The sequence below is a fragment of the Leisingera methylohalidivorans DSM 14336 genome (assembly GCF_000511355.1).
Classification (GTDB): Bacteria; Pseudomonadota; Alphaproteobacteria; order Rhodobacterales; family Rhodobacteraceae; genus Leisingera; species Leisingera methylohalidivorans.
This window is the reverse complement of record NC_023135.1, coordinates 3380652-3400072: the sequence shown is the minus strand read 5'-3', so window position 1 is coordinate 3400072 and position 19421 is coordinate 3380652. Positions and strand designations below refer to the sequence as shown.

Annotated in this window: 18 protein-coding genes and 6 pseudogenes; 11 read left to right on the top strand and 13 right to left on the bottom strand. The window is 61.7% G+C overall.

What is annotated here, in order from left to right:
- Position 1: 1 nt before the first annotated feature.
- The 7 genes and pseudogenes from METH_RS16620 to METH_RS16595 form a co-directional block, all read left to right on the top strand.
- Positions 2-784 carry an SDR family NAD(P)-dependent oxidoreductase gene (locus METH_RS16620; protein WP_044008471.1) on the top strand — a complete coding sequence of 261 codons (783 nt, stop codon included), beginning with the start codon at positions 2-4 and terminating at the stop codon, positions 782-784.
- Entirely contained in the window at positions 781-1518 is a 738-nt protein-coding gene (locus tag METH_RS16615) for an SDR family NAD(P)-dependent oxidoreductase (RefSeq protein WP_024091636.1), read from the top strand. The genes METH_RS16620 and METH_RS16615 overlap by 4 nt, the downstream gene beginning before the upstream one ends.
- A complete protein-coding gene (locus tag METH_RS16610) occupies positions 1515-2411 on the top strand; it encodes a polysaccharide deacetylase family protein (RefSeq protein ID WP_024091635.1) in 897 nt (298 codons plus the stop codon). The genes METH_RS16615 and METH_RS16610 overlap by 4 nt, the downstream gene beginning before the upstream one ends.
- Before the next feature lie 58 nt (positions 2412-2469).
- Positions 2470-2634, top strand: coding sequence for a hypothetical protein (locus METH_RS24375; RefSeq protein ID WP_024091634.1), 165 nt, complete (start codon positions 2470-2472; stop codon positions 2632-2634).
- A gap of 1 nt (position 2635) precedes the next feature.
- Positions 2636-4102, top strand: a complete 1467-nt coding sequence (locus METH_RS16605) for a purine-cytosine permease family protein (protein ID WP_024091633.1) — start codon at positions 2636-2638, stop codon at positions 4100-4102.
- 80 nt (positions 4103-4182) lie between these two features.
- Entirely contained in the window at positions 4183-5862 is a 1680-nt protein-coding gene (gene betA / locus METH_RS16600; protein WP_024091632.1) for a choline dehydrogenase, read from the top strand.
- 147 nt (positions 5863-6009) lie between these two features.
- Positions 6010-6357 (top strand): annotated as a pseudogene (locus tag METH_RS16595) (transposase); the annotation flags it as partial.
- Between the two features lie 11 nt (positions 6358-6368).
- Here METH_RS16595 and METH_RS16590 read toward each other — a convergent pair.
- The 7 genes and pseudogenes from METH_RS16590 to METH_RS16560 form a co-directional block, all read right to left on the bottom strand.
- Entirely contained in the window at positions 6369-7607 is a 1239-nt protein-coding gene (locus METH_RS16590; protein WP_024091631.1) for an MFS transporter, read from the bottom strand.
- A gap of 36 nt (positions 7608-7643) precedes the next feature.
- The gene (locus METH_RS16585; protein WP_024091630.1) at positions 7644-7877 is read right to left on the bottom strand and encodes a tautomerase family protein; all 234 of its coding nucleotides are present in this window, start codon (positions 7875-7877) and stop codon (positions 7644-7646) included.
- A gap of 4 nt (positions 7878-7881) precedes the next feature.
- Positions 7882-8670 (bottom strand): AMP-binding protein, encoded by a 789-nt coding sequence (locus METH_RS16580; RefSeq protein WP_024091629.1) that lies wholly within the window; start codon positions 8668-8670, stop codon positions 7882-7884.
- Between the two features lie 132 nt (positions 8671-8802).
- Entirely contained in the window at positions 8803-9552 is a 750-nt protein-coding gene (locus tag METH_RS16575; protein WP_024091628.1) for a maleate cis-trans isomerase family protein, read from the bottom strand.
- 65 nt (positions 9553-9617) lie between these two features.
- On the bottom strand, positions 9618-10466 hold the full coding sequence (locus tag METH_RS16570; protein WP_024091627.1) for an NAD(P)-dependent oxidoreductase: 849 nt from the start codon (positions 10464-10466) through the stop codon (positions 9618-9620).
- 174 nt (positions 10467-10640) lie between these two features.
- Positions 10641-11369, bottom strand: coding sequence for a TetR/AcrR family transcriptional regulator (locus METH_RS16565; protein ID WP_084013819.1), 729 nt, complete (start codon positions 11367-11369; stop codon positions 10641-10643).
- A 59-nt stretch (positions 11370-11428) separates the two neighbouring features.
- A pseudogene (locus METH_RS16560) lies at positions 11429-12600 on the bottom strand (IS3 family transposase).
- 56 nt (positions 12601-12656) lie between these two features.
- On the opposite strand from METH_RS16560, the pseudogene METH_RS25405 reads away from it, so the two are divergent.
- A pseudogene (locus tag METH_RS25405) lies at positions 12657-12798 on the top strand (IS481 family transposase); the annotation flags it as partial.
- 5 nt (positions 12799-12803) lie between these two features.
- A complete protein-coding gene (locus METH_RS24915; RefSeq protein WP_024091624.1) occupies positions 12804-13049 on the top strand; it encodes a hypothetical protein in 246 nt (81 codons plus the stop codon).
- Positions 13050-13151: 102 nt separating this feature from the next.
- Here the strand turns inward: METH_RS24915 and METH_RS24910 are convergent.
- The 5 genes and pseudogenes from METH_RS24910 to METH_RS24905 form a co-directional block, all read right to left on the bottom strand.
- A pseudogene (locus METH_RS24910) lies at positions 13152-13981 on the bottom strand (IS3 family transposase); the annotation flags it as partial.
- A gap of 86 nt (positions 13982-14067) precedes the next feature.
- Positions 14068-14901, bottom strand: coding sequence for a trypsin-like serine peptidase (locus tag METH_RS16535; RefSeq protein ID WP_024091621.1), 834 nt, complete (start codon positions 14899-14901; stop codon positions 14068-14070).
- 41 nt (positions 14902-14942) lie between these two features.
- A complete protein-coding gene (locus tag METH_RS16530; RefSeq protein WP_024091620.1) occupies positions 14943-15638 on the bottom strand; it encodes a hypothetical protein in 696 nt (231 codons plus the stop codon).
- Positions 15639-15784: 146 nt separating this feature from the next.
- Positions 15785-16573: a hypothetical protein gene (locus METH_RS16525; RefSeq protein WP_024091619.1), complete on the bottom strand. Its 789-nt coding sequence runs from the start codon at positions 16571-16573 to the stop codon at positions 15785-15787.
- Positions 16574-16862: 289 nt separating this feature from the next.
- Positions 16863-17081 (bottom strand): annotated as a pseudogene (locus tag METH_RS24905) (IS5/IS1182 family transposase); the annotation flags it as partial.
- Positions 17082-17281: 200 nt separating this feature from the next.
- On the opposite strand from METH_RS24905, the gene METH_RS16515 reads away from it, so the two are divergent.
- Positions 17282-18571: a winged helix-turn-helix domain-containing protein gene (locus METH_RS16515; RefSeq protein WP_084013817.1), complete on the top strand. Its 1290-nt coding sequence runs from the start codon at positions 17282-17284 to the stop codon at positions 18569-18571.
- A gap of 106 nt (positions 18572-18677) precedes the next feature.
- Positions 18678-18899, top strand: a pseudogene (locus METH_RS23330) (ATP-binding protein); the annotation flags it as partial.
- On the opposite strand, the gene METH_RS23325 reads toward METH_RS23330, so the two are convergent.
- Positions 18895-19413, bottom strand: a complete 519-nt coding sequence (locus METH_RS23325) for a recombinase family protein (RefSeq protein WP_281173430.1) — start codon at positions 19411-19413, stop codon at positions 18895-18897. The pseudogene METH_RS23330 and the gene METH_RS23325 overlap by 5 nt on opposite strands.
- Between the last annotated feature and the right edge of the window lie 8 nt (positions 19414-19421).

Here is a 19421-nt window from a genome sequence, read left to right as displayed (position 1 = left end):
AATGGGCAAGCTCCGCTATGATTTCACCGGCGAACAGGTGCTGGTCACCGGCGCAAGCCGCGGCATCGGTTTTGCCGCCGCCAGAGCCTTTGCCATGGCTGGTGCCGAGGTGACGATCCTGTCTTCAGGTGCCGGCATCCATGCCGCCGCTGATGCCATTGCCACTGAAAGCGGGCGGCCCTGCCGGGGGCTCGAAGCTGACATCACCGACAGCGCATCGGTAAAAGCGGCGCTGGCGCCGCTCGACCGGATCGACGTGCTGGTCAACAATGCCGGGCTGGAGCGCATCACCCCTCTGCTCGACCCCGACGCGGCGGTCGAGGAAACTTTCCGCCGCATCACCGACATCAATGTGAACGGCACCTTCTACGTCACCCGCCACGCCGTGCCGAAAATGCGCGATGGCGGCAGTATTATCGTTACCGCTTCGATCTGGAGCCGTACCGCAGTGCCGGAATTTGCGGCCTATATCGGCTCGAAACATGCCAACCTGGGTTTCACCCGCGTGATGGCCAAGGAGCTCGGGCCGCGCGGTATCCGGGTGAATGCGGTTTGCCCGGGATGGGTCAAGACCGATGCAGCGATGCTGTCGCTGACCGAGATGTCGCAGCGCACCGGCCGCAGCGAAGAGGATCTCTTGTCCGAGATCACTGCCGCGCAGGTCCTGCCGGGGCTGCTGGAACCTGACGATATTTCTGCGGCCTACCTGTATCTCGCCTCGGAAGGGGCGCGGGATATCACCGGTCAGGCGGTCATGGTTGACCGCGGCGAGGTGATGGCATGACGGCGCGCGTTCTCATTACCGGCGCTCAGCGCGGCATCGGAGCGGCCGCAGCTCTGGCCTTTGCAGGGCAAGGCGCGCGTTTGGCGCTTGCCGATCTCAATGCGCCGGACGCCACGGCCGAAGCGGCCGGTTCACAAGGCGCGGCCGAGGTCCATACGCACGCCTGCGATGTCTCCGATGCGGCGGCGGTGGCTGCGCTGGCTGACACCCTGAGATCTGCCTGGGGCGGGCTTGACGTGCTGGTCCACTGCGCCGGAATCATTCACGAGGCGCCGCTTCTGGACACGCCGGTGGCGGACTTCGACCGTGTGATTGGCGTCAATCTTCGCGGCAGCTTTTTGGCTGGTCAGGCTGCCATCGGCCTGATGACGCCGGATGCGGCCGATCCGCCCCGCGTTATCCTGATCGCTTCCGACATGGCCTACTACGGGCGCGAGACCTTTTCGCCCTATGTCGCCTCCAAACACGGTGTGCTGGGGCTCGTGCGCAGCTGGGCCAAGGAATTCGCCCCCGGTATTCTTGTCAACGCCATCTGCCCCGGACCGATTGATACCGAAATGCTGGGCGCAGCGCATATGAGTTCTGAATGGCGGGCAAAGGAACTTGCCATTCCGCTCGGCCGCTTCGGCACTCCAGCGGAGGTTGCCTCGGTGGCAACTTTCCTCGCCGGCCCCGGCGGCCAGTATTTCACCGGCCAAGGGATTGGCCCCAACGGCGGGAGCATCATGCCATGATCAGCAACCCAATTCCCTGGCCGGGCGGCGCGAAATGCGCGGCCAGCATCACCTTCGACATGGACGCTGACAGCCTGATCCATCTGGCCCACCCGACCGACGGCCACAGCCGCACGGCGGCGATTTCCATGCTCCGCTACGGGCCGGAAATTGCTATTCCCCGCATCGTTGAAAGCTACCGGCAGCTTGGTATCCGCCAGACCTTCTTCATTCCGGCCTGGTGCATCGAGCAATACCCCCGGGCGGTCGAGGCGATCCTGGAGGGCGGCCATGAGATCGCCCATCACGGCTACCTGCATGAGCACCCGCGTGAACTGTCCGCGGAGGAGGAGGCGTATTGGCTTGACCGGGGCATCGACGTCATCGTCAAGGCAACCGGCCAGCGCCCGCGCGGCTGGCGTGCGCCGCTCTACAACTTCTCGCACCGCTCGGCGGATCTTCTGGCAGAGCGGGGCTTTGTTTATGACGCCTCGCTGATGGGTGATGACCAGCCCTATATGCTTGACTCCGCGGCAGGGCAGCTGGTGGAACTGCCGTCGCATTGGGGATTGGACGACTGGCCGCAATACGTTCAGTCGATGGATCTCGACTACATGATGCCCATCCGCGCGCCTCAGGAAGGTTTCAAGATCTTCTCGCAGGAATATGACGCGGCATGGCGCCACGGCGGGCTTTGGGTTCCCGTTGTGCATCCTTTTGCCACCGGCCGACTGGCGCGGTGGGAGATCATGCACCGGTTTATCGAAGAGGCGTTGGAACGCGGCGGTGTCTGGTTTGCACCGATGGAGGAAATCGCGGCCCATGTCCAGAAGGTGGTGCAAAGCGGGGACTGGAGCCCGCGCATAGACAGGCTGCCGCATTACACGGAACCCGTCCAGGTCCGGAGAACCTAAGGGATACGTGGGGAGCGTAACCGCAGGCCGGAGGGGCCTGCAATCTAGGGAGGTAAAGATGAACGAACATACTGAAGAATGGCTCGCTGAGATTGACCGGCGCGCCGCGGTCTATGACCAGATCGGAGAAGGCGGCCGCGGCCGCATGACCGCAATCGACTATCTCGGGATAGCCGCGCTGACCTTGGCGCTTGCCGCCGTTTTCTGGATGTGGGGGACCTGAGATGACCTTGGAAACAACAACAGAGAACTTCGGCGCGGATCCCGCAGCCGGTGCATCCAATGGCTATGGTGCGGCAGCCGAACGGGGCGATGCGCCGCTGCTGCCTTCGGAACGGCTGTGGGGGTTCAAGGAATTCACCTTTGCCAATTCGGCGCTGGCAATTGCCACCTGGGCCTTCCTGATCGGTGGCGCGGTTGGATTGTTCGTCGGCCCGAAGGAAGGGATCGCGGCAATCGTGATCGGCAATATATTCGGCGTGGTTTTGACGGCATTGGCCACCACGGTTATGACCGGGCGCTACGGCGTTGAACAGTTCACCGCCCTGCGCAGCCAGTTCGGTTACAACGGCAGCCGCCTTGTCTATCTGCTGGCTGTCATCGTGCTGACCATGGGCTGGCTGGCAGTGCTGGCAATGATGTTCGGCCGTTCGATCGACGGGCTGACCGCGCTGGCAAGCGGCGGCACGGCTTCGCCAATTGGTATCAAAACGGCCATCGCCGCGGTTGGGGCGATCCTGCTGACCTGGTACATCGTCGCCCGCGGGCCGACCTCGATCAAGGTCTTCAACATGATCGTTTCGCCTGCGCTGGTGCTCCTGATGGTGGGCATGCTGTGGCTGATCTTCCGCCAGCACTCCTTTGCCGAACTGATGGCCATGGAGGCACTTGACCCGCCGTTCGAAGACAGCAAGCTGAACTTCATCATCGCGATTGAGGTCAACATGGCGGCCGGCTTCTCCTGGTGGCCCTACATCGGCAACCTGGCGCGGCTGACACGCAATGAGCGGACGGCCTTCTGGCCCAACCTGGTTGGCATTTTCGGCGCCGCTGTGCTGGGCGAGATCGTGGGCCTGCTGGCTGCGGTATCTCTGGGCGACAGCGATCCGACGATCTGGATGACAACGATTGCCGGTGTTGGTGTCGGTGTGGCGGCTCTCGGCTTCATCGCCTTTGCCAACATCACCTCAATGGCCAATATCCTTTATGCTGCAATCGTCGGGCTGCGCCAGGTCGGCACCGCTGGCGTGCGCCGGATCGGCTGGGGCACATTGCTGTTCGGTTTCTGCATAGTGCCGCTGCTGCTGGCCGTGGTCTTTCCGCAGATCTATGACGGGTTCTTCATTTTCCTGGTCTGGACGTCGGCGCTCAACTCGGCGCTGGCAGGGATCGGCATCGCCGACTACTTCTTCCTGCGCCGCCAGCGGCTTGACCTGCGCGCGCTGCACGGCAAGCAGGAAAACGGCGCCTATCAGTTCCTCGGCGGCTTCAACCCGATTGGCCTCTTTGCGCTGCTGGTGGGCTTTGTCACCTATGTGTGGCTCTTCAACCCGCAAACGCTCGATAACGTCGGGGCCTTCCGCTACCTCACCGCGTCGCTGCCGTCCTGCGCCATGGCCGGGCTGGTCCACTACGTGCTGACCCGCTTGCTGGCCAACCGGCCGGGCTGGGGAGAGTACCCCAAGAACTGACAACCAACCGGCAGGTGAAGCTCGTTTGCCTGCCGGCCGCCGCAAGGCTGCAATCTACTTACAAGAACGGAAGGTGTCCCATGGCTCAGTCCTACGATTATATCATCATTGGCGCAGGCTCGGCTGGATGCGTGCTGGCGAACCGGTTGAGCGAAGATCCCGAAACGCGCGTTCTGGTGCTGGAATTCGGCGGGTCGGACAAGTCCATCTTTATCCAGATGCCAACGGCGCTATCCATCCCGATGAATGGCACCAAGCATAACTGGCGCTATTACACGCTGCCCGAACCGGGGCTGGACGGGCGCCGGGTGCATTGCCCGCGCGGCAAGGTGCTGGGCGGGTCCTCTTCGATCAACGGTATGGTCTATATGCGCGGCCATGCCCGCGACTTCGATGAATGGGAAGAACTTGGCGCCAAAGGCTGGGGCTACGCCAACTGCCTACCCTATTTCCAGCGCGCTGAAAGCTGGAAAGGCGGCGGCGACGAATGGCGCGGGGACACCGGCCCGCTTGCCACAAATGCCGGCAATGAAATGGAGAACCCCCTCTACCGCGCCTTCGTCGCGTCAGGGCGCGACGCGGGCTATGTCACCACTGAGGATCCGAACGGCCACCTGCAGGAAGGGTTCGGCCCGATGCATATGACCGTGAAGGACGGCCGCCGCTGGTCCACTGCCAATGCCTATCTGAAACCGGCGATGTCCCGGCCGAACCTGACCGTCGTGACCCATGCCATGACGCGGCGGGTGATCCTGGAGGGCAAGCGCGCGGTAGGCGTCGAATATGAACGCGGCGGTCAGCGCCACGTTGCGCATGCCACGCGCGAAGTGCTGATATCCTCCGGCCCGATCGGCACGCCGCATCTGCTGCAGCGGTCGGGAATCGGCCCGGCACAGGTTCTGCGCCAGGCCGGGGTCGATGTGCAGCACGATTTGCCCGGCGTCGGGGAAAACCTGCAAGATCACTCCGAGGTCTACATCCAATACGCCTGCAGGGAACCGATCACGCTGAATGGCAAGATGGGGCTCTGGAGCAAGTTTCTGATCGGCGCGGAATGGATATTGTTCAAGCGCGGCCTGTCGACCACCAACCATTTCGAAAGCGGCGGTTTCATCCGTTCGGATGCCTCCCTGGAATGGCCCGATATTCAATTCCATTTCCTGCCTGCGGCGATGCGCTATGATGGCAAAGAACCGCTGAAAGAGCATGGTTTCATGGTGCTGACCGGGCCCAATAAACCCAAAAGCCGGGGCCATGTGCGGCTGCGGTCCACCGACCCCTACGAGCAGCCCGATATCCTGTTCAATTACCTCGACCGCGAGGAGGACCGGGAAGGGTTCCGCAGGTGCCTGCGGCTGACGCGGGAAATCATTGCCCAGCCGGCCTTTGACAGATACCGCGGCGAGGAGATGGCGCCGGGCAAGGACGTCCAGACGGATGATGAGATCGATGCCTGGGTGCGGGAAACGATGGAAAGCACCTATCATCCCTGCGGCACCTGCCGCATGGGCGAGGATGGAATGGCTGTAGTGGACAGCGAACTGAAAGTGCACGGTATCGACGCGCTGCGCGTGATTGACAGCTCTGTTTTCCCCAGTGAACCCAACGCCAACCTGAACGCGCCGACGATCATGCTGGCGGAGCGCGCGTCGGACATGGTGCGGCAGCGCCCGCTTCTGCCGCCATCGAATGCGGCGGTTGGCTCTGCCCCAGGTGTAGGCCAGAGCCAGCGCAGCAGGGAACCGTTGCGCAAAATCTGACAGGCGGGTTGGCCTTGCACAGTTTCAATGCCAACCGCCAGCGTTCAAAGTCGACCGCAGATGCATACAGTGCAGAGGCAAAAACGGCTTTGTTGCGCAAATGTCATTGGGGATTAATATTGCAATTCAGCATGATAGCTGGGGGTCATGAGCAGTTGGGCCCCTACGAAGTACAAGACCGGGAACTGGCCGTCTTACAACACCGCGCTGCAGCAGCGCGGATCTCTTTCGATTTGGTTTGATCCGAATATGGGCTGGGAGCCGCCGCCGAGCGGCAAGCGCGGCCGCCAGCAGAAGTTCAGCGGCGCCGCGATCCAGACCTGCCTGACGATGAAGGTCCTGTTTGGCCTGCCGCTGCGGCAAACTACGGGTTTCGCCGAGCGCCTTTTGCGGTTGGCCGGGTTGGACTGGGCGGCACCGGATTTCAGCACATTGTGCCGTCGCCGGAAGACGCTGAAGGCAAGCCTGCTATATCGCGGCGGCAGCGGCCCGCTGAGGAACTGATCTCAGCTGGCCGCGCGCAGCCCGCGGTCCAGGGAAACGCTGCGCAGCATGGCGGAGAAGCGTTTGTAGCTGCCGGGGGAATAGCGGACAGCCAGGAAGATCATCAGCAGCGATCCTGCGGCCATCACCAGCCAGACCTGGCTGAGGTCAGACATCGCGTCGCGGACCGCACCGGCCAGCAAAGGCACAAAGCTTGCCAGGATGTAACCGCCGCCCTGCACGAAGGAGGTGAAGTTGCCCGCGGTGGTGGGATCATCAACGTGGTCGATGGCGACGATGATCGACAGCGGGAACAGGATGCCGATGCCAACGCCCAGCAGGGTCATTGCCAGGAAGGACATCTCTACCGGGGAGGAATACAGAACGCCAAAGCCCAGAGCCGTCACAATCAGTGCAAAAACCAGCGGGCCGCGGCGGTCCGGGAAGTGATGGATGAAGGCAGCCACGCCCAGAGCTGTCGCCGCTTCGATCACGGTCAGCACGGACAGCAGAAGGCCCGCAGTGCCCTGATCCAGCCCCTGCTCCAGGTAGAACGGCGGAATCCACGCCATGACCAGCATGAAGGCGCCGGTGCCAACCCCGAAGAACAGCATCAGAGACCAGCAGCGGCCGCTGCGCCAGAATTGCGGCGGTATGGTGCCTGCAGCAGGGGCAGGAGCAGCGCGTTCGCTGTCGGCATTGCGGGCGGCCAGCGCCCAGAACACAATTGCCAGAACAGCGGGCAGGCTCCAGGCGGCCAGCGTGCCGGCCCATTCCAGGGAGGACGCCAGCCCGGCAGCGGTGCCCGCGGCGATCGAGGCCCCGGCCACGATACCGGTGGAATAGAGGCCGATCACCCGGCCGGTTGAGGCGCCAAAGTTGCGCTTGGCAAAACCCGGCATCAGCGATTGAACCATGGCGATGCCGATCCCGGCCCCGGCGGCGGTGACCAGAAGGCCGGCGCCGGTGGAAAGCCACAGGCGGGTGGCACAGGACAGCGCAATGATCAGCGCGCCCAGGGTGATGCCGCCGCGCTCGCCCAGGGCGGCGCGCAGCTGGCGCACATAGATGGCGCCGATGCCCATCAGAAAGACCGGGATCATGGTCAGGAATCCGATGATGGTGGAGTTGACGCCGGTGTCGCCAAGGATCTGCGACACCAGCGGGCCGATGGCGGCAACGGCAGGCCGCAGGTTTATCGAGATCAGGAAGATTGCGATCAGCAGCAGCGCTGGTGACGCATTGGATATGCGGTCATTCATGGTGTGTCCTTTCAATGAATGGAATGCGGGCGGAGATCAGATCGCCGAATAATCCGGCGATCTGATCAATTCCTGGGGGCGGCCTTCGATATCCGGGGCAAAGACGGAGTTGCTCCAATCGTCCGGATTCACGGGGCGCAATGCGATGGAGACCGCGTGTTCCGAGCAGCCGAAGGCCTGGGTCGCCGCCTTGGTGATGGCGTCGGAAAGGGCGCTTCGCTGCACGTCGGTCAGGGTGGCGTCGAAATGCTTGATGATGACATGGGGCATGGGATCATAGCGCCTCCGGATCGCGGTAGTAGCCGGGGCGGCCCATAACGACCTGGGCGCCGCAGCACACCGCCAGCAATTCCCACTGCGCGGCGTCAAAGCTGACAGGGGTTTTCTGAAGAATGGTTTCGCCGACCCGCAGCTTCTGCTCGGTCTGCAGCCAGGTCAGCTGGTTCAGGATAGCGGCATGCGAGATGCCGACGCCCTTGGGGGTGCCGGTGGTGCCGGACGTATAGATCATATAGGCCAGATCATCCTCCAGCAGGGCCGGGCCGCACAAACAGTCGCTGTCTTCGCCGCCCGGGACTGCATCCAGCGCGTCCAGGGTGATCACGGTCACCCCCGGCAGGATCATCTCGGCCAGGCGGCCGCGCAGTTTTTCCTGGGTGACAATCACGTCGATGCCGGCATCGCGGATCATATAGGTCAGGCGGTCTGCCGGGTAATCGGTGCCAAGCGGCAGATAGGCGCCGCCCGAAAACAGAATGCCCCAAAGCCCGGCCATCATCTCGGCCGAGGAGTCCGCGAACAGGCCGACCCGGGCGCCCGGGCCGACGCCTGCGCGTTTCAGGCGGGTGGCCAGGCGGGCGGCATATTCGGCAAGATCATTATAACGCAGCGCGCTGGTATCGTCGCAGACCGCAATTTCGTCACCGCGGCAGCGCACCTGCAGCATCAGCATGTCGACCAGGGAGGTGCGGGCCGATGCGGTGTGCAGCAGCGCCCGCAGGGCACTGGTTTGCTGCGCAGCGGCATGAACGGGACGGGAAAGAAGCGGATCAGGAGTGTTCATGGTAAATCCTGTCAATTTTGGAATGATCGTTTCATAAATTGCCGCTGTTGCCAGCAGACGGGGGTCTGCTGCAGACAGGGTACTATGCAAGAATGCGGATGCCGCAGCGGCAGCCGCCGCTGCGGGCCCGGGTCAGTGGTTCTCGTACAGGACGCCCCGGCCGGGGATCGGGTCGGTCACGCCGCAGCTGCGCAATGCGTGCCAGTACAGCACCGCATTGTTCGACAGCACCGGCTTGCCGGTCCAGGCTTCCGCGGCCTGGGCAAAAGCCGCCATCGGCACATTGGTGCCAACCTGGACAATCGCCTCCACCTGCGGGCTGTCAACGGCCAGAACCGCGTCGCGCAGATCCGCCGGTGTGACGTCCGAAATGTTCGAGGGCGTGCGCCCGCCCAGCCCGTGGGTGGCGGCAACCTCAATCCCGCTGTCGGTGAAAAAACGCGAGACCGGTTCGTCGCCAAGCTCAAGATAAGGCGAGATAAGGCCGATGCGCCGGATGCCGCCAAGTGCCTTGAGGGCCGCCAGGATGGCGTCAGCGCTCAGGATGACCTTGGCGCCGCCCGCGGCTTCCGCAAGACGCCCATGCAGGGCTTCATGTGCCGCGTGGCCTTCCCAGTAGCCATCCGGGGACACCGCGGCAATAATTGCACCGGCGCCGCAATGGCGCAGGCTGCGGAGGGCATCGGGGGTGGCGCTGCGGATGTTCTCGATCACCCGGTTGGAACCGTCCGCATGGGTCAGGGAATCGTCGTCAATGATGATCCTGCCGATGTGATTGGTGACGCCAAAGGCGCGCATATCCTCCATTTCAGGCTGTGCAGAGGTGTTGGTCGATGGAATGGCAACGCCGATGCGCAGCCGCTGGCCGAGAAAATTGCTCACATTAAACTCCTGTAATAAATAAAAAATTTCTGCGGCCGGCGGCCCAAAAGCCGCCGTGCTGGACGTTATGCGAGGATTGAGGCTGCCATATCGGCATCGCCCCGGCCCTGCCCCTGCACCCGCCGGTAGCGGTTCAGGCCTGCCTCTGCGAGATCGGCGCGCACACCTGCCGCGCGGGCGGCATCCAGGATCAGAACGCTGTCCTTGACGGCGTTGTCTATGGTGAAGGCCGGAGTGAAATCATCCGCCACCATCGCCTGGGCTTTCATTTGGAAGAAAGCGGTATCCAGCGGCCCGCCGCGCAGGGTTTCCGCCACCAGCGCCGGGTCCAGCCCCAAGCCGCGTGCCAGCGCCAGGCTTTCCGCCGCGCCATGGGTAAGGGCGAAAACCCAGCTGTTCAGCGCCAGTTTCAGCCGGGTTGCCGTGCCCGGGCCGGTGTCTAGCCAGCGGGTGGCTTTGCCGATTGCCTCCAAAACCGGGCGAACGGCGTCCCGTGTTTCTTCCGGCCCTGCTGCCAGCACCAGCAACTGCCCGGCTTCGGCCAACTGGCGAGTGCCGAGCACCGGCGCGTCAATCAGTGTAAGCCCCTTGCGGTCTGCCAAAGACTGCAGCCCGGGCAGGTCCGCAGGGCCGACCGTGCTCATCTGCAGCCAGCATACAGGGGACGCCGGCGCGCTGTCCGCATCCGGCAACGTGGACACGGCCTCTGCGATTGCGCCGGCGTCTTTCAGCATGGTCACAATGACATCGGCGCCAAGGACCGCCTCGGCGGAATCCGCCGCAGGGGCAATATTATGTACTGCCAAGGACAGGGCCTTGGCAGACGTGCGGTTCCAGACCGTAACGCGGCAGCCAGTCGCCGCGATATTGCGGGCCATCGGCGCCCCCATCAGCCCGGTTCCCAGAACCGCCACGCGCAGCGGGCAGTGCGTTGCAGATTTTGCTTCAATTGACATGCTTAACCTCTGTTTGCCGGGCCCGGCCGGCCGTCGCAGCGTGCAGACCGCATTGGGGGCCGGTGTGTGGCGCCGTTATGGAACAATCATTCCATAACAGTCAACAACCAAAGGAAGAGCTTCATGACGCCGCTACAACGATTTGATTACCGCGTCGACGATGCTTTGCAAGTGAACCTGGCGGGAGGCCTCTGGGAGACCCTTGCTGACGACCCTAATTCCTTGAATTACAGCAACAAAATACCGCGCCAGCATTTGGCAGTCCTGATCGGCCGGAATTTCTCCGGCTTTCTGCCCTCGCTTCAGGAGCCGCAGCAGACCGGCCTCCAATCGCTCGAAATGTTGCGCCACCAACGCGCTGAGCTCCGGATCCCGGCCGGAAACCTCCAAGCTGCTGTTTGCAGCGAAACAACCAAAGCCCTCGCGGTCACTTGATTCGTCGGCAACGATCGATAGAAGCAGTTCCCGGAGGCTGGTTCTCACGTCACCGGGCCGGGAGATCATCGCAATATTTTCAGTGGTCACTCGCCGGTACTCTTTAAGGGCCAGCGCAAAGAGCTTTTTCTTGCCGCCAAAGGAGTTGTATATGGTACTGCGAGACAGGCCGGTTGCTTCCACCAGATCATTCATGGAAGTTGCAGCATAGCCTTTTCGCCAAAAAATACACATGACCGCGTCAACAGCCGCATCTTCATCAAATTCTCTTGGCCTCATAGCACTTAACCATTCTGAACCGATTGTTTCAAAACTATGGCAGAACAAATACCTATGCAACATCGTTGTGTAGTTGATTGAGTGCAGCGAAAAAGCGGCATCAGAGCCCGTGTTCAGATTGCCCCCCCGGATGGCATGTGGAAACATCAAACGGCCGGATGCCGGGACTGGACCTGCACCGTTTCCGTTCCGGTGTGTTGCTCATGTTAGGCGGCGGTCTTTTCGAAAGCCACGGGTGATTTCCAGCCGATGCCCGAATGCCGTCGGTGCGAGTTGTAAAAACCATTGATGCATTCGAAGACGGCCAGCTCGACCTCGCGGCGGGTCTGCCAGGTCCGGCGCCGGATCAATTCGGCCTCCAGTGACTTGAAGAAGCTCTCGACCGTTGCCCGGCAGGCGATTTACAATGAAAATCTGCTGATAGGGGTCGGCTTTTCATAGCAATTGCCCTTGCCGCTCATCGACGGCGCCAGTTCGTGCTTGCGTAAAGGCTTCTGATATTCGCGGGCACAGTATTGCGCACCGTGACCGGTGTGGTGAATGCAGCCCGGAGGCGGCTTGCGGATGGCCACGGCCATGTCCAGGGCGCGCAAGGCCAGATCCTGTTTCATCCGGTTGCTCAGCGCCCAGCCGATGACGCGTCGCGAATACAGATCCAGGGTGACAGCAAGATAGGCCCATCCCTCGCGGGTCCAAATATAGGCTATATCTCCCGCCCATTTCTGGTTTGGCGCATTGGCGGTGAAATCCTGACGCAGCGGATTCTGCGCCATATTGAAGCTATGGTCGCTTTCGGGCGTACGCTTGAACTTCCGGCTTCGCCGGACCTGGATGCCGTTGTCGCGCATAACCCTGGCCACGCTCCGCTGCCAGACATGGATGCCCAATTCGTTGAGCTCTTGCGTCATGCGCGGACGACCGTAGCTGCCAAGGCTCAGGCGGTGCTGCTCGCGGATATGAGCCAGCAGGACCATATCCCGGCGCTGACGACGTGATGGCGGCCTGCGCCGCCATGCGCGCAAGCCACGATCCGTCACCTGCATCAGGCGGCACAGATGGGCGCGCGACAGATCTCCACGGTGGTCCGCAATGAATTGAAATCTCGTTGCTCTTGGCCTGCGAAGAAGATCGCTGCCATTTTTAGTACTTCCCTCTCTTCCCGAAGAATGCGGTTTTCTTTGCGCAGCCGCTCATTCTCACGAGCCAACTCGGCATCCTGTGTGGCGCCAGACGGATCATCCGCAAAGTCGCGCATCCATTTGCCAAAGGTCGAAAATGCGACCCCCAGATCGGACGTGACCTGGCGGCGCGTCAGGCCGTTGCTAGTCGCGATCCGAACCGCTTCGCGTTTTAGATCGTCACTGTGTTTGGCTGCCATATCCGGTTTGTTGCGAGCATTGCTCGCAACAAACCGGAACGAAAGTGACGCAGGCCGAGGGTGACAAGCCAAAGCGACAGCAGTTCAAAGGCTATCCTATCGGTTTTTTTTCACGTCGGCATCGCGGAGGTGCGAACCACCGAGGGCAAGCTGTATCTCTTTGTTGGCATTGACCGGCCAGCAAGTTTGCAGTCACGCAACTCGTGGACAAGGCCGATCGTAAGACCGCGTGGGAATTCCTTGAGCATCGGCTCAAGGAATTCCCCTATCGCATCCACACGATCCTGACCGAGCGAGGCATTGAAGGCGCCATTGGTTCGAGCCCAATGGCGAGCGGCATCCAGTTCGTCGAACAGCCCCGGAACCGGAACAGAGTATACTCCCGGCAGATGCGCTTCGGCATGATCTGTGAGGCCAATGGCGCGCGCCCATCCGGTGGTCCGGTTTGATTGTTAGTGCATCGTCGGTCTGATGTGCTCCCCGACGTGCCCTCGGCCGTCTTTAGAGCTTCCGCACTTCTTGCTCTGGTCCACTGGGACGACGCTTTCCGGCGCAGGCGGGCGGGGCAGAATGAACAGATCAGTCAGCGGATCCAGCACTTCGGTTGAGTTGAGTTTGCGAACGACGCGGATCATCAGCACCTTCCTTGTGTATTCGCCGGTAATGTTCAGTGTCCGGCAGAGCCTGCCATCAGCGGTACGGTCCTGGACGAAGTGGTACGGCCAGACATGGTCGGGGCGTTCAGGCCGCAGACGCACCCAGGAGCCATCGTTCAGCCAGAGCCGCCCCTTTTTCTTCTGCTTTTGCGGGATCTTCAGCCCTTCGCGCCGCCAAATGCGGCCGGCCCGTTTGTGGTTCACATGCCAGCCCGCATTGTTCAGCAAGCCAGTCACCATCCGATACCCATAGCGGCCGTATTTGCCCGCCAGTTCGATGATGTCATCGGTCAGTCGTTCCTCATCGGACCGGCCCTGCGGCACCTTGCGTTAGGTGGACCGGTGCTGACCGGGTATGCGGCAGGCGCGGCGCTCGGACACGCCCAGCTCCTGCCGCACATGGCCGATGCATCTGCGCCGGCGCGAAGGGCTTAGAAGTTTCCCTTTGCTGCTTCGGTGAGAATGAGTTTGTCCAGCGTCAGGCCAGACACTGCGCGACGGAGCCGCTGGTGCTCTTTCTCCAGCTCCTTCAGTCGCACGAGTTGAGACCGCTGCATCCCGCCATAGAGCTTGCGCCATCGATAAAACGCCTGCTGCGCCACGCCAATCTGACGCACCGCCTCGGCGATCGTCGCGCCTTGTCCCCGCAACACTTCAACCTGCCGAAGCTTCAATACAATCTCTTCGGGCTTCTCTCGTTTTCCAGCCGTCGCTGATCCTCCGATTTAAGGGACAATCTATCCCAGTTGGTGGACCCCTTTCAGGGGGCTGCTCCATGGGGCTTGCCAGGCGCCCGGAAGACGGTTCCCTGTCACGCATTCATCCATTTCAGGATTTGGCCAATTCTCTGGTTGTTCAGGCGCACGGCAAAATTTGTGACCAGCTCGGCGTCGCCCGCAACGTGAACCCCCGACACCGCCAGCCCGACAGGCAAGTCGAAGTCGAACATCACGCCTGCGCCGCTTTCGCCCTTATAGGTATCGATCCGGTAGAAAATGAATTCTTCATCCGGCGCGGAAATCGGGCCGGCGGCGGTCCACATATAGTCGTTCGGCTTGTCGCCCGGATAGCCCGTAATCCGTGCCGAAGCTCCGGACAGTTCCGTATCGCTCGCCGCGTAGAGCCCCATAATCGGCAGATTGAGGGGCGCTTTCAGCCGCACGATGGCGTAGTCCTCGGTGTAAAGCGTGATATCATCGACCTCGCCGTCCGGTGTCTGGTTCGGATTTGCCGGTGAAAGCGTGTAATATTCCTCGGTGATGAAGACCCTTTCGGCCTCGGCGATTCCGTACGGCATGTCATCGTGGCTGCGCGCTGGTACAAACCAGACATTCCGCGCGAACCCGCCGAGGTCATTGCCGAACACATTGTGCGCGGCAGTCAGAACGTGTCTTCCGTCAACCAGGGTTGCCGTTCCGGTAAAGAACTCCCCGTTCGGGAACTGCATGATAAGCTGGCCGATCGTGTTCCAGGGGTAGCTGGTGGTCACCTCCACCCGGGTCCGATCATCGGGGGGGAATACAATCTCGACCCCCTGTCCCGGAAAGCCCGGTATCTTCAGAGCGCCGGATGTTTTCCGGGTGCCGCCGGATTGCCCCAGGACGTGGCCGGCGGCCGGATAGTCAGGTTTGAATGGCTTGTTCATCTTCTTTCTCCCGTCGGGTTCAAATTTCTGGCAATGGCGCGTCAGCCTGCCAGGCTGACCGGCTTGACATCCTCGGTGAGACGGCTGCCCAGCTTTTCGAGGATCTGCTGGCGCACCTTGCTGTAGACATCGAGGTTGAGCGAAAGCGCCGCGAATTCCGGAACCAGTTCGGCATCCGGCACCCAGTCGAGGATGCCCGGCACGCCTTCATTCAGCGTGAAGGAGGTCAGCAGCAGGCTCAACCGAGGATCGCCGCCGCCCTCCTGTTCCGCCAGGCCGGTGAGGTAAAGCCCCCGCCCTCCGCCATAGGTGCCGGCATTCCACAGTTCCGCGGCGCTGCTTGTTCCTGGCAGCGCCGTGGCAGATTGGATCGTTCGCCGGACCAGCGGTGCCGCCATGCCGTAAAGGCGCTCGAAGATTTCCAGCGTCGTTTCTGGCCAGTCCACCGGCATCGCTTGCCTGTCAGGCGGGCAGGTCTTGTCTCCCCGCACGGACCAGCCCACGACCGACAGAACCTCCAGCACCTTACGGATCCAACTGCGCGGCGCGGTGAATTTGTCGCTTGCTGCGGTGGCGGCGAGTTGCGCGAACAGCAAGCTGGCGGACACATCCGATTTGTGCTGCAGGCCAAGAGCGCTGTCGAGCGCCAGCAGGGTGCTGGCATTGACTTCGGCGCTGTCGCTGACGCCATAGGCGGGCTTCAGCGACACCGGGCTGGCGGAAGCAGGGACCGCCATATCAGGTAGATCAATACCGTGAATTTCCATCTTCCGGTTCATATTGAACCTCCCATGTTTGACGGCTGGTGCTTCGGCCGGCAGGCAAATGCGGGTTGGTAAGCAAAAAAGCTGCCTGGCCTTCGGAGCCGGGCAGCGGTTCTGCATCAGCCGATCGGAATGTCGGCAACCAACTGGCTGGCGCGATCGCCCAGCTTGTCGATCACGGCCTGGCGCACTTGGGCGTACACATCCTCGTTCAACACGAACCGGTTTGCACCGCGCTGGATTTTGATCGAGGTGCTGGACCAGGTCCACCACAGGAACCGGCCATGGCTGGTTGATGCGTTGAACTGCATGCCGGTCAGAACCATGACGACATCGTCATTCGGCAACTTGTCGACGGGCATGATCTGGAAGTTGCCGTTGTTGCCGTTGCTGCCGTTGGCATCCCAGATTGTCATCTGCTTGGAATCATCGCCAAGCTCATTCAGCCCCTGCATCGTTGCCGCCACCATCGCAACTTCGGCACCCGTGGCGATGGCGGAAAGGATGTTCAGAACCGCCTCGTCCAGCTTCACGGTCGAGCCGCCCGAGGTGTAGGTATCAAAGGCGAATGCGGGCTGGTTCCAGCCGATCTGACCCAGAATGTTAACGTAGTTCTTGTACCAGTCCATCGGCTGACTATAGCGGTCATAAGCGTAGTCCGACGCGAGCTGAGCGAACAGTGTGGAATTCTTGACATCGCTCTTGCTCTGGCCTGACAGCCGTTCTGTGAAGGACGTCAGGCTCCCCGCATTGACCTGCGCGCTAGCAATGCCATCCGCCGCGGAACTGCGGATCAGCGCCGGAGACGACCCGTCCTGCGCGGCCTGGATATTGAGCAGCACATTGGCAAGATCCTTGTCCGACGGCAACGGGGTGTCGAGGACGGTCTTTGTGAGATCATTGAGCATGGTTTCTCCTTTGCACGCCGCCAAGCGGCGCCGCTGTCGCATGCGCGTCCGCCGGTCCTGACGCGCATTGGGTTGAGCTTAGATCCGGAGGCGGATCCGGCAGAGTTGATCGTGGCGGCAGCGGCGGGAGAAGTCCTGAATTCGATCCGAAATAAATCTGAAATTTCCTGAACAAGCGGCGGCGGCGGAAGGCCAAATCCGGCGCGCTGGCCGCCATCTGAGCAAGTTTCGTCCGTATTCCCGCCCGCACTGAAGCATGCCCGACGCTGCGCGGGGCGTCGGAGGTTGGCTAGGTCAGATGGCGCAGCCATAGCCGGATTGAGGGTATATCTATGAAGACCAGGAAGCTCTCAGCGGTTTTATCGTAGCGTGTTGCGACACGGCGGACGTTTTCCAACTTGCTGAAGCACCTCTCAACCATGTTGCGCAGCCGGTAGAGCGTATGATCGACACCAGCGCGCATCTTGCGGGTTTTGCGCATCTGGATTTGCGGTAAAATACCCCGCGCGCCCATTCCTCGTTGCCCATCAGGTCTCGTGCCGAGCTGGTCTCCATTGCAGATACCAGCTTGAAACACGATCACGTCGCGGTGGGAATCCCTTTTGTCAACACGGCCTAAATATAGATTTGCCGGCATTTTTTCACGCAATACAACTAAAGGTTGTGTAAGCCAGAAGGTGTTCTCAATACACCGCAGGCAGGAGACGCATGCTACCCGATCGTGCCCCAGAGCTGCCAGTCAAATTAGGCGAATGCTGGTTTCATCATAAGAAGGCCCGCCTGATTGGCAGGCACGGAGAGGAAATCCGTCTACGCCCGCAATCCGCACACGTGCTTGACCTGCTGGCCGCCAGCATCGGCCAGACCGTCACCAAGACCGAGCTTTTTGCTGAGGTCTGGCCAGATGTCAGTGTCACGGAGGACAGCCTGTGCCAGTGCATTGCGGACATCCGCCGTGCGCTGGATGACAAACAGCGGACCATCCTGCGCACTGTGCCGAAACGCGGCTATGTTCTCACGGCGCCCGGCGGTTTCGCTTCGAAACAGTTGAATGAACCGGCCCCGGCAGGCAAAAACACGGTACTTGCACTTGAGGCTGCAGACGGCGTGCTGACACCGGATATTCTTGGCTCGCTGGGCACCGGAATTGTCTGCGGGCTGGCGTTTCATCAGCGGGCCAGCCGGCGACAGCTGATGGTAGCTGAACTTTCCGGAACCGAGGCCGCAGTCAGGTTGGGGCTGGAACTGTCGGAAAAAATGCGCCGCCAGGGCGGACATTCGGAGGGCCGCATTGCGCTCGACCTCGCCAATGCGGCGACCCCCAGCAGCCAGGGAATGCCCTGTCTGCTGGCAGAGCCCCGCGTCAGTCGGCTCGTCAGCCTGACAGCTCCCGGAGAGGTTCTGGCTACGGCTGGCATCAGGAAGGCCGCTAAGGACGGTACCGGCTGGAACTTCGAGGACTTGGGTGAGCGGTGCATTAAGGGGGAAATGATACATGTTTTCCGGGTTATGCCTGTCACATCAGTAGCTGGGGGCCTCCGCAACACTGGGGAGGGCTGTCGGCCGTCGGTCGCGGTGATCCCGTTCCGGGCGCTGCCGGCGGAGCAAGAAGACATTCTGGGGGAGATGCTGGCTGACGATATCATCTCGATCCTGTCACAGTCGCAGGAGCTCAACGTGATGTCCCGACTGGCCGCCACCGCGCATCACAAGCGGGATCCGAACCCTGCGGTCATCCGGGATCGCCTCGCAGCCGATTCCGTCCTCTCCGGGCGCTACACGCAATCTGGCGGGCGGCTGGTGCTGAGGGTGGAGCTTGCGGACACACGGTCGCAGATGGTGCTGTGGGCGGACCGGATCGAGACCGAATGCAGCGCGGTTCTGAAAGATTTGACAATCGCATGCCGAATTGCGTCGGGCCTGCGCACGGCGCTGGGTCTGATCGAGCCGCGGCAGGTACAGATCTATCCGGCCGCCTCGCTTGGCAACTGCATGTAACGGCATCTACGATTGCCGCCCGCGATACCGCAGCAAGAATCACTCTGGCCAGGGAGCGGGTTGCGTATTCCGGAGGAGCCGCCCGCCCGGCCCGACAGCATGCGTTCAGGGCCGCACGGCAGATCTGCTGTGCCGCCTCAACTTCCTGATCCACAACGAGCTTGGCTATCTCCCCTTCGCACAAACCTGTGGTCAGCTATTGTTCCATCTCATCAGCTGCCTCTACGAGCACACATCGATCATCGTGACCACCAACCTCGACTTCGGCGAATGGCCCTTGGTCTTCGGTGAAGCCAGGATGACCACCGCGCTGCTCGAGCGCCTTAGTCCTGGTGCTGCGCCGGCACGAGCGGCAGCGATGCGGAGAAAGCTGCGTTTGCAATGTCGGGACCAGCAGGCTTGCCGCTCCCTGCGATGGTTAGGTTGCCGCCGCATTGTCCGCAGGACAGCAGGCCGGACAGCAGATACTTGCGCCGACGCATGCCTTGGGCCACGGACAGGCCGTTGGCGTCCGATGCGGTCTTGGCGCCGCGGACACGCTGCTGCGCGGTCTGTCGCTCCTTTACGCTGTCCCAGAGGTCCTGTGTGATGATCCGGAGGTTCGCATCCTCGTGCGAGATCCAGTTATTGGACGGGTTGAGCTTGGAGACAGGTTTGCCGGTCTCCGGGTGCTTGGAATACCGCAGGCGATCCCAGACTCGGCGCCCAATATAGAGTTCGTTGTTGAGAATGCCGGTGCCGCGGTCTCGGTTGCCGTTGATCGTCGTCTGGCGCCAGTCTCCAGACCCATTGCCTCGGCCGCGTGGGGCAAGGATACCATCAGCGTTGAGAGCCGTTGCGATTTGGAGCG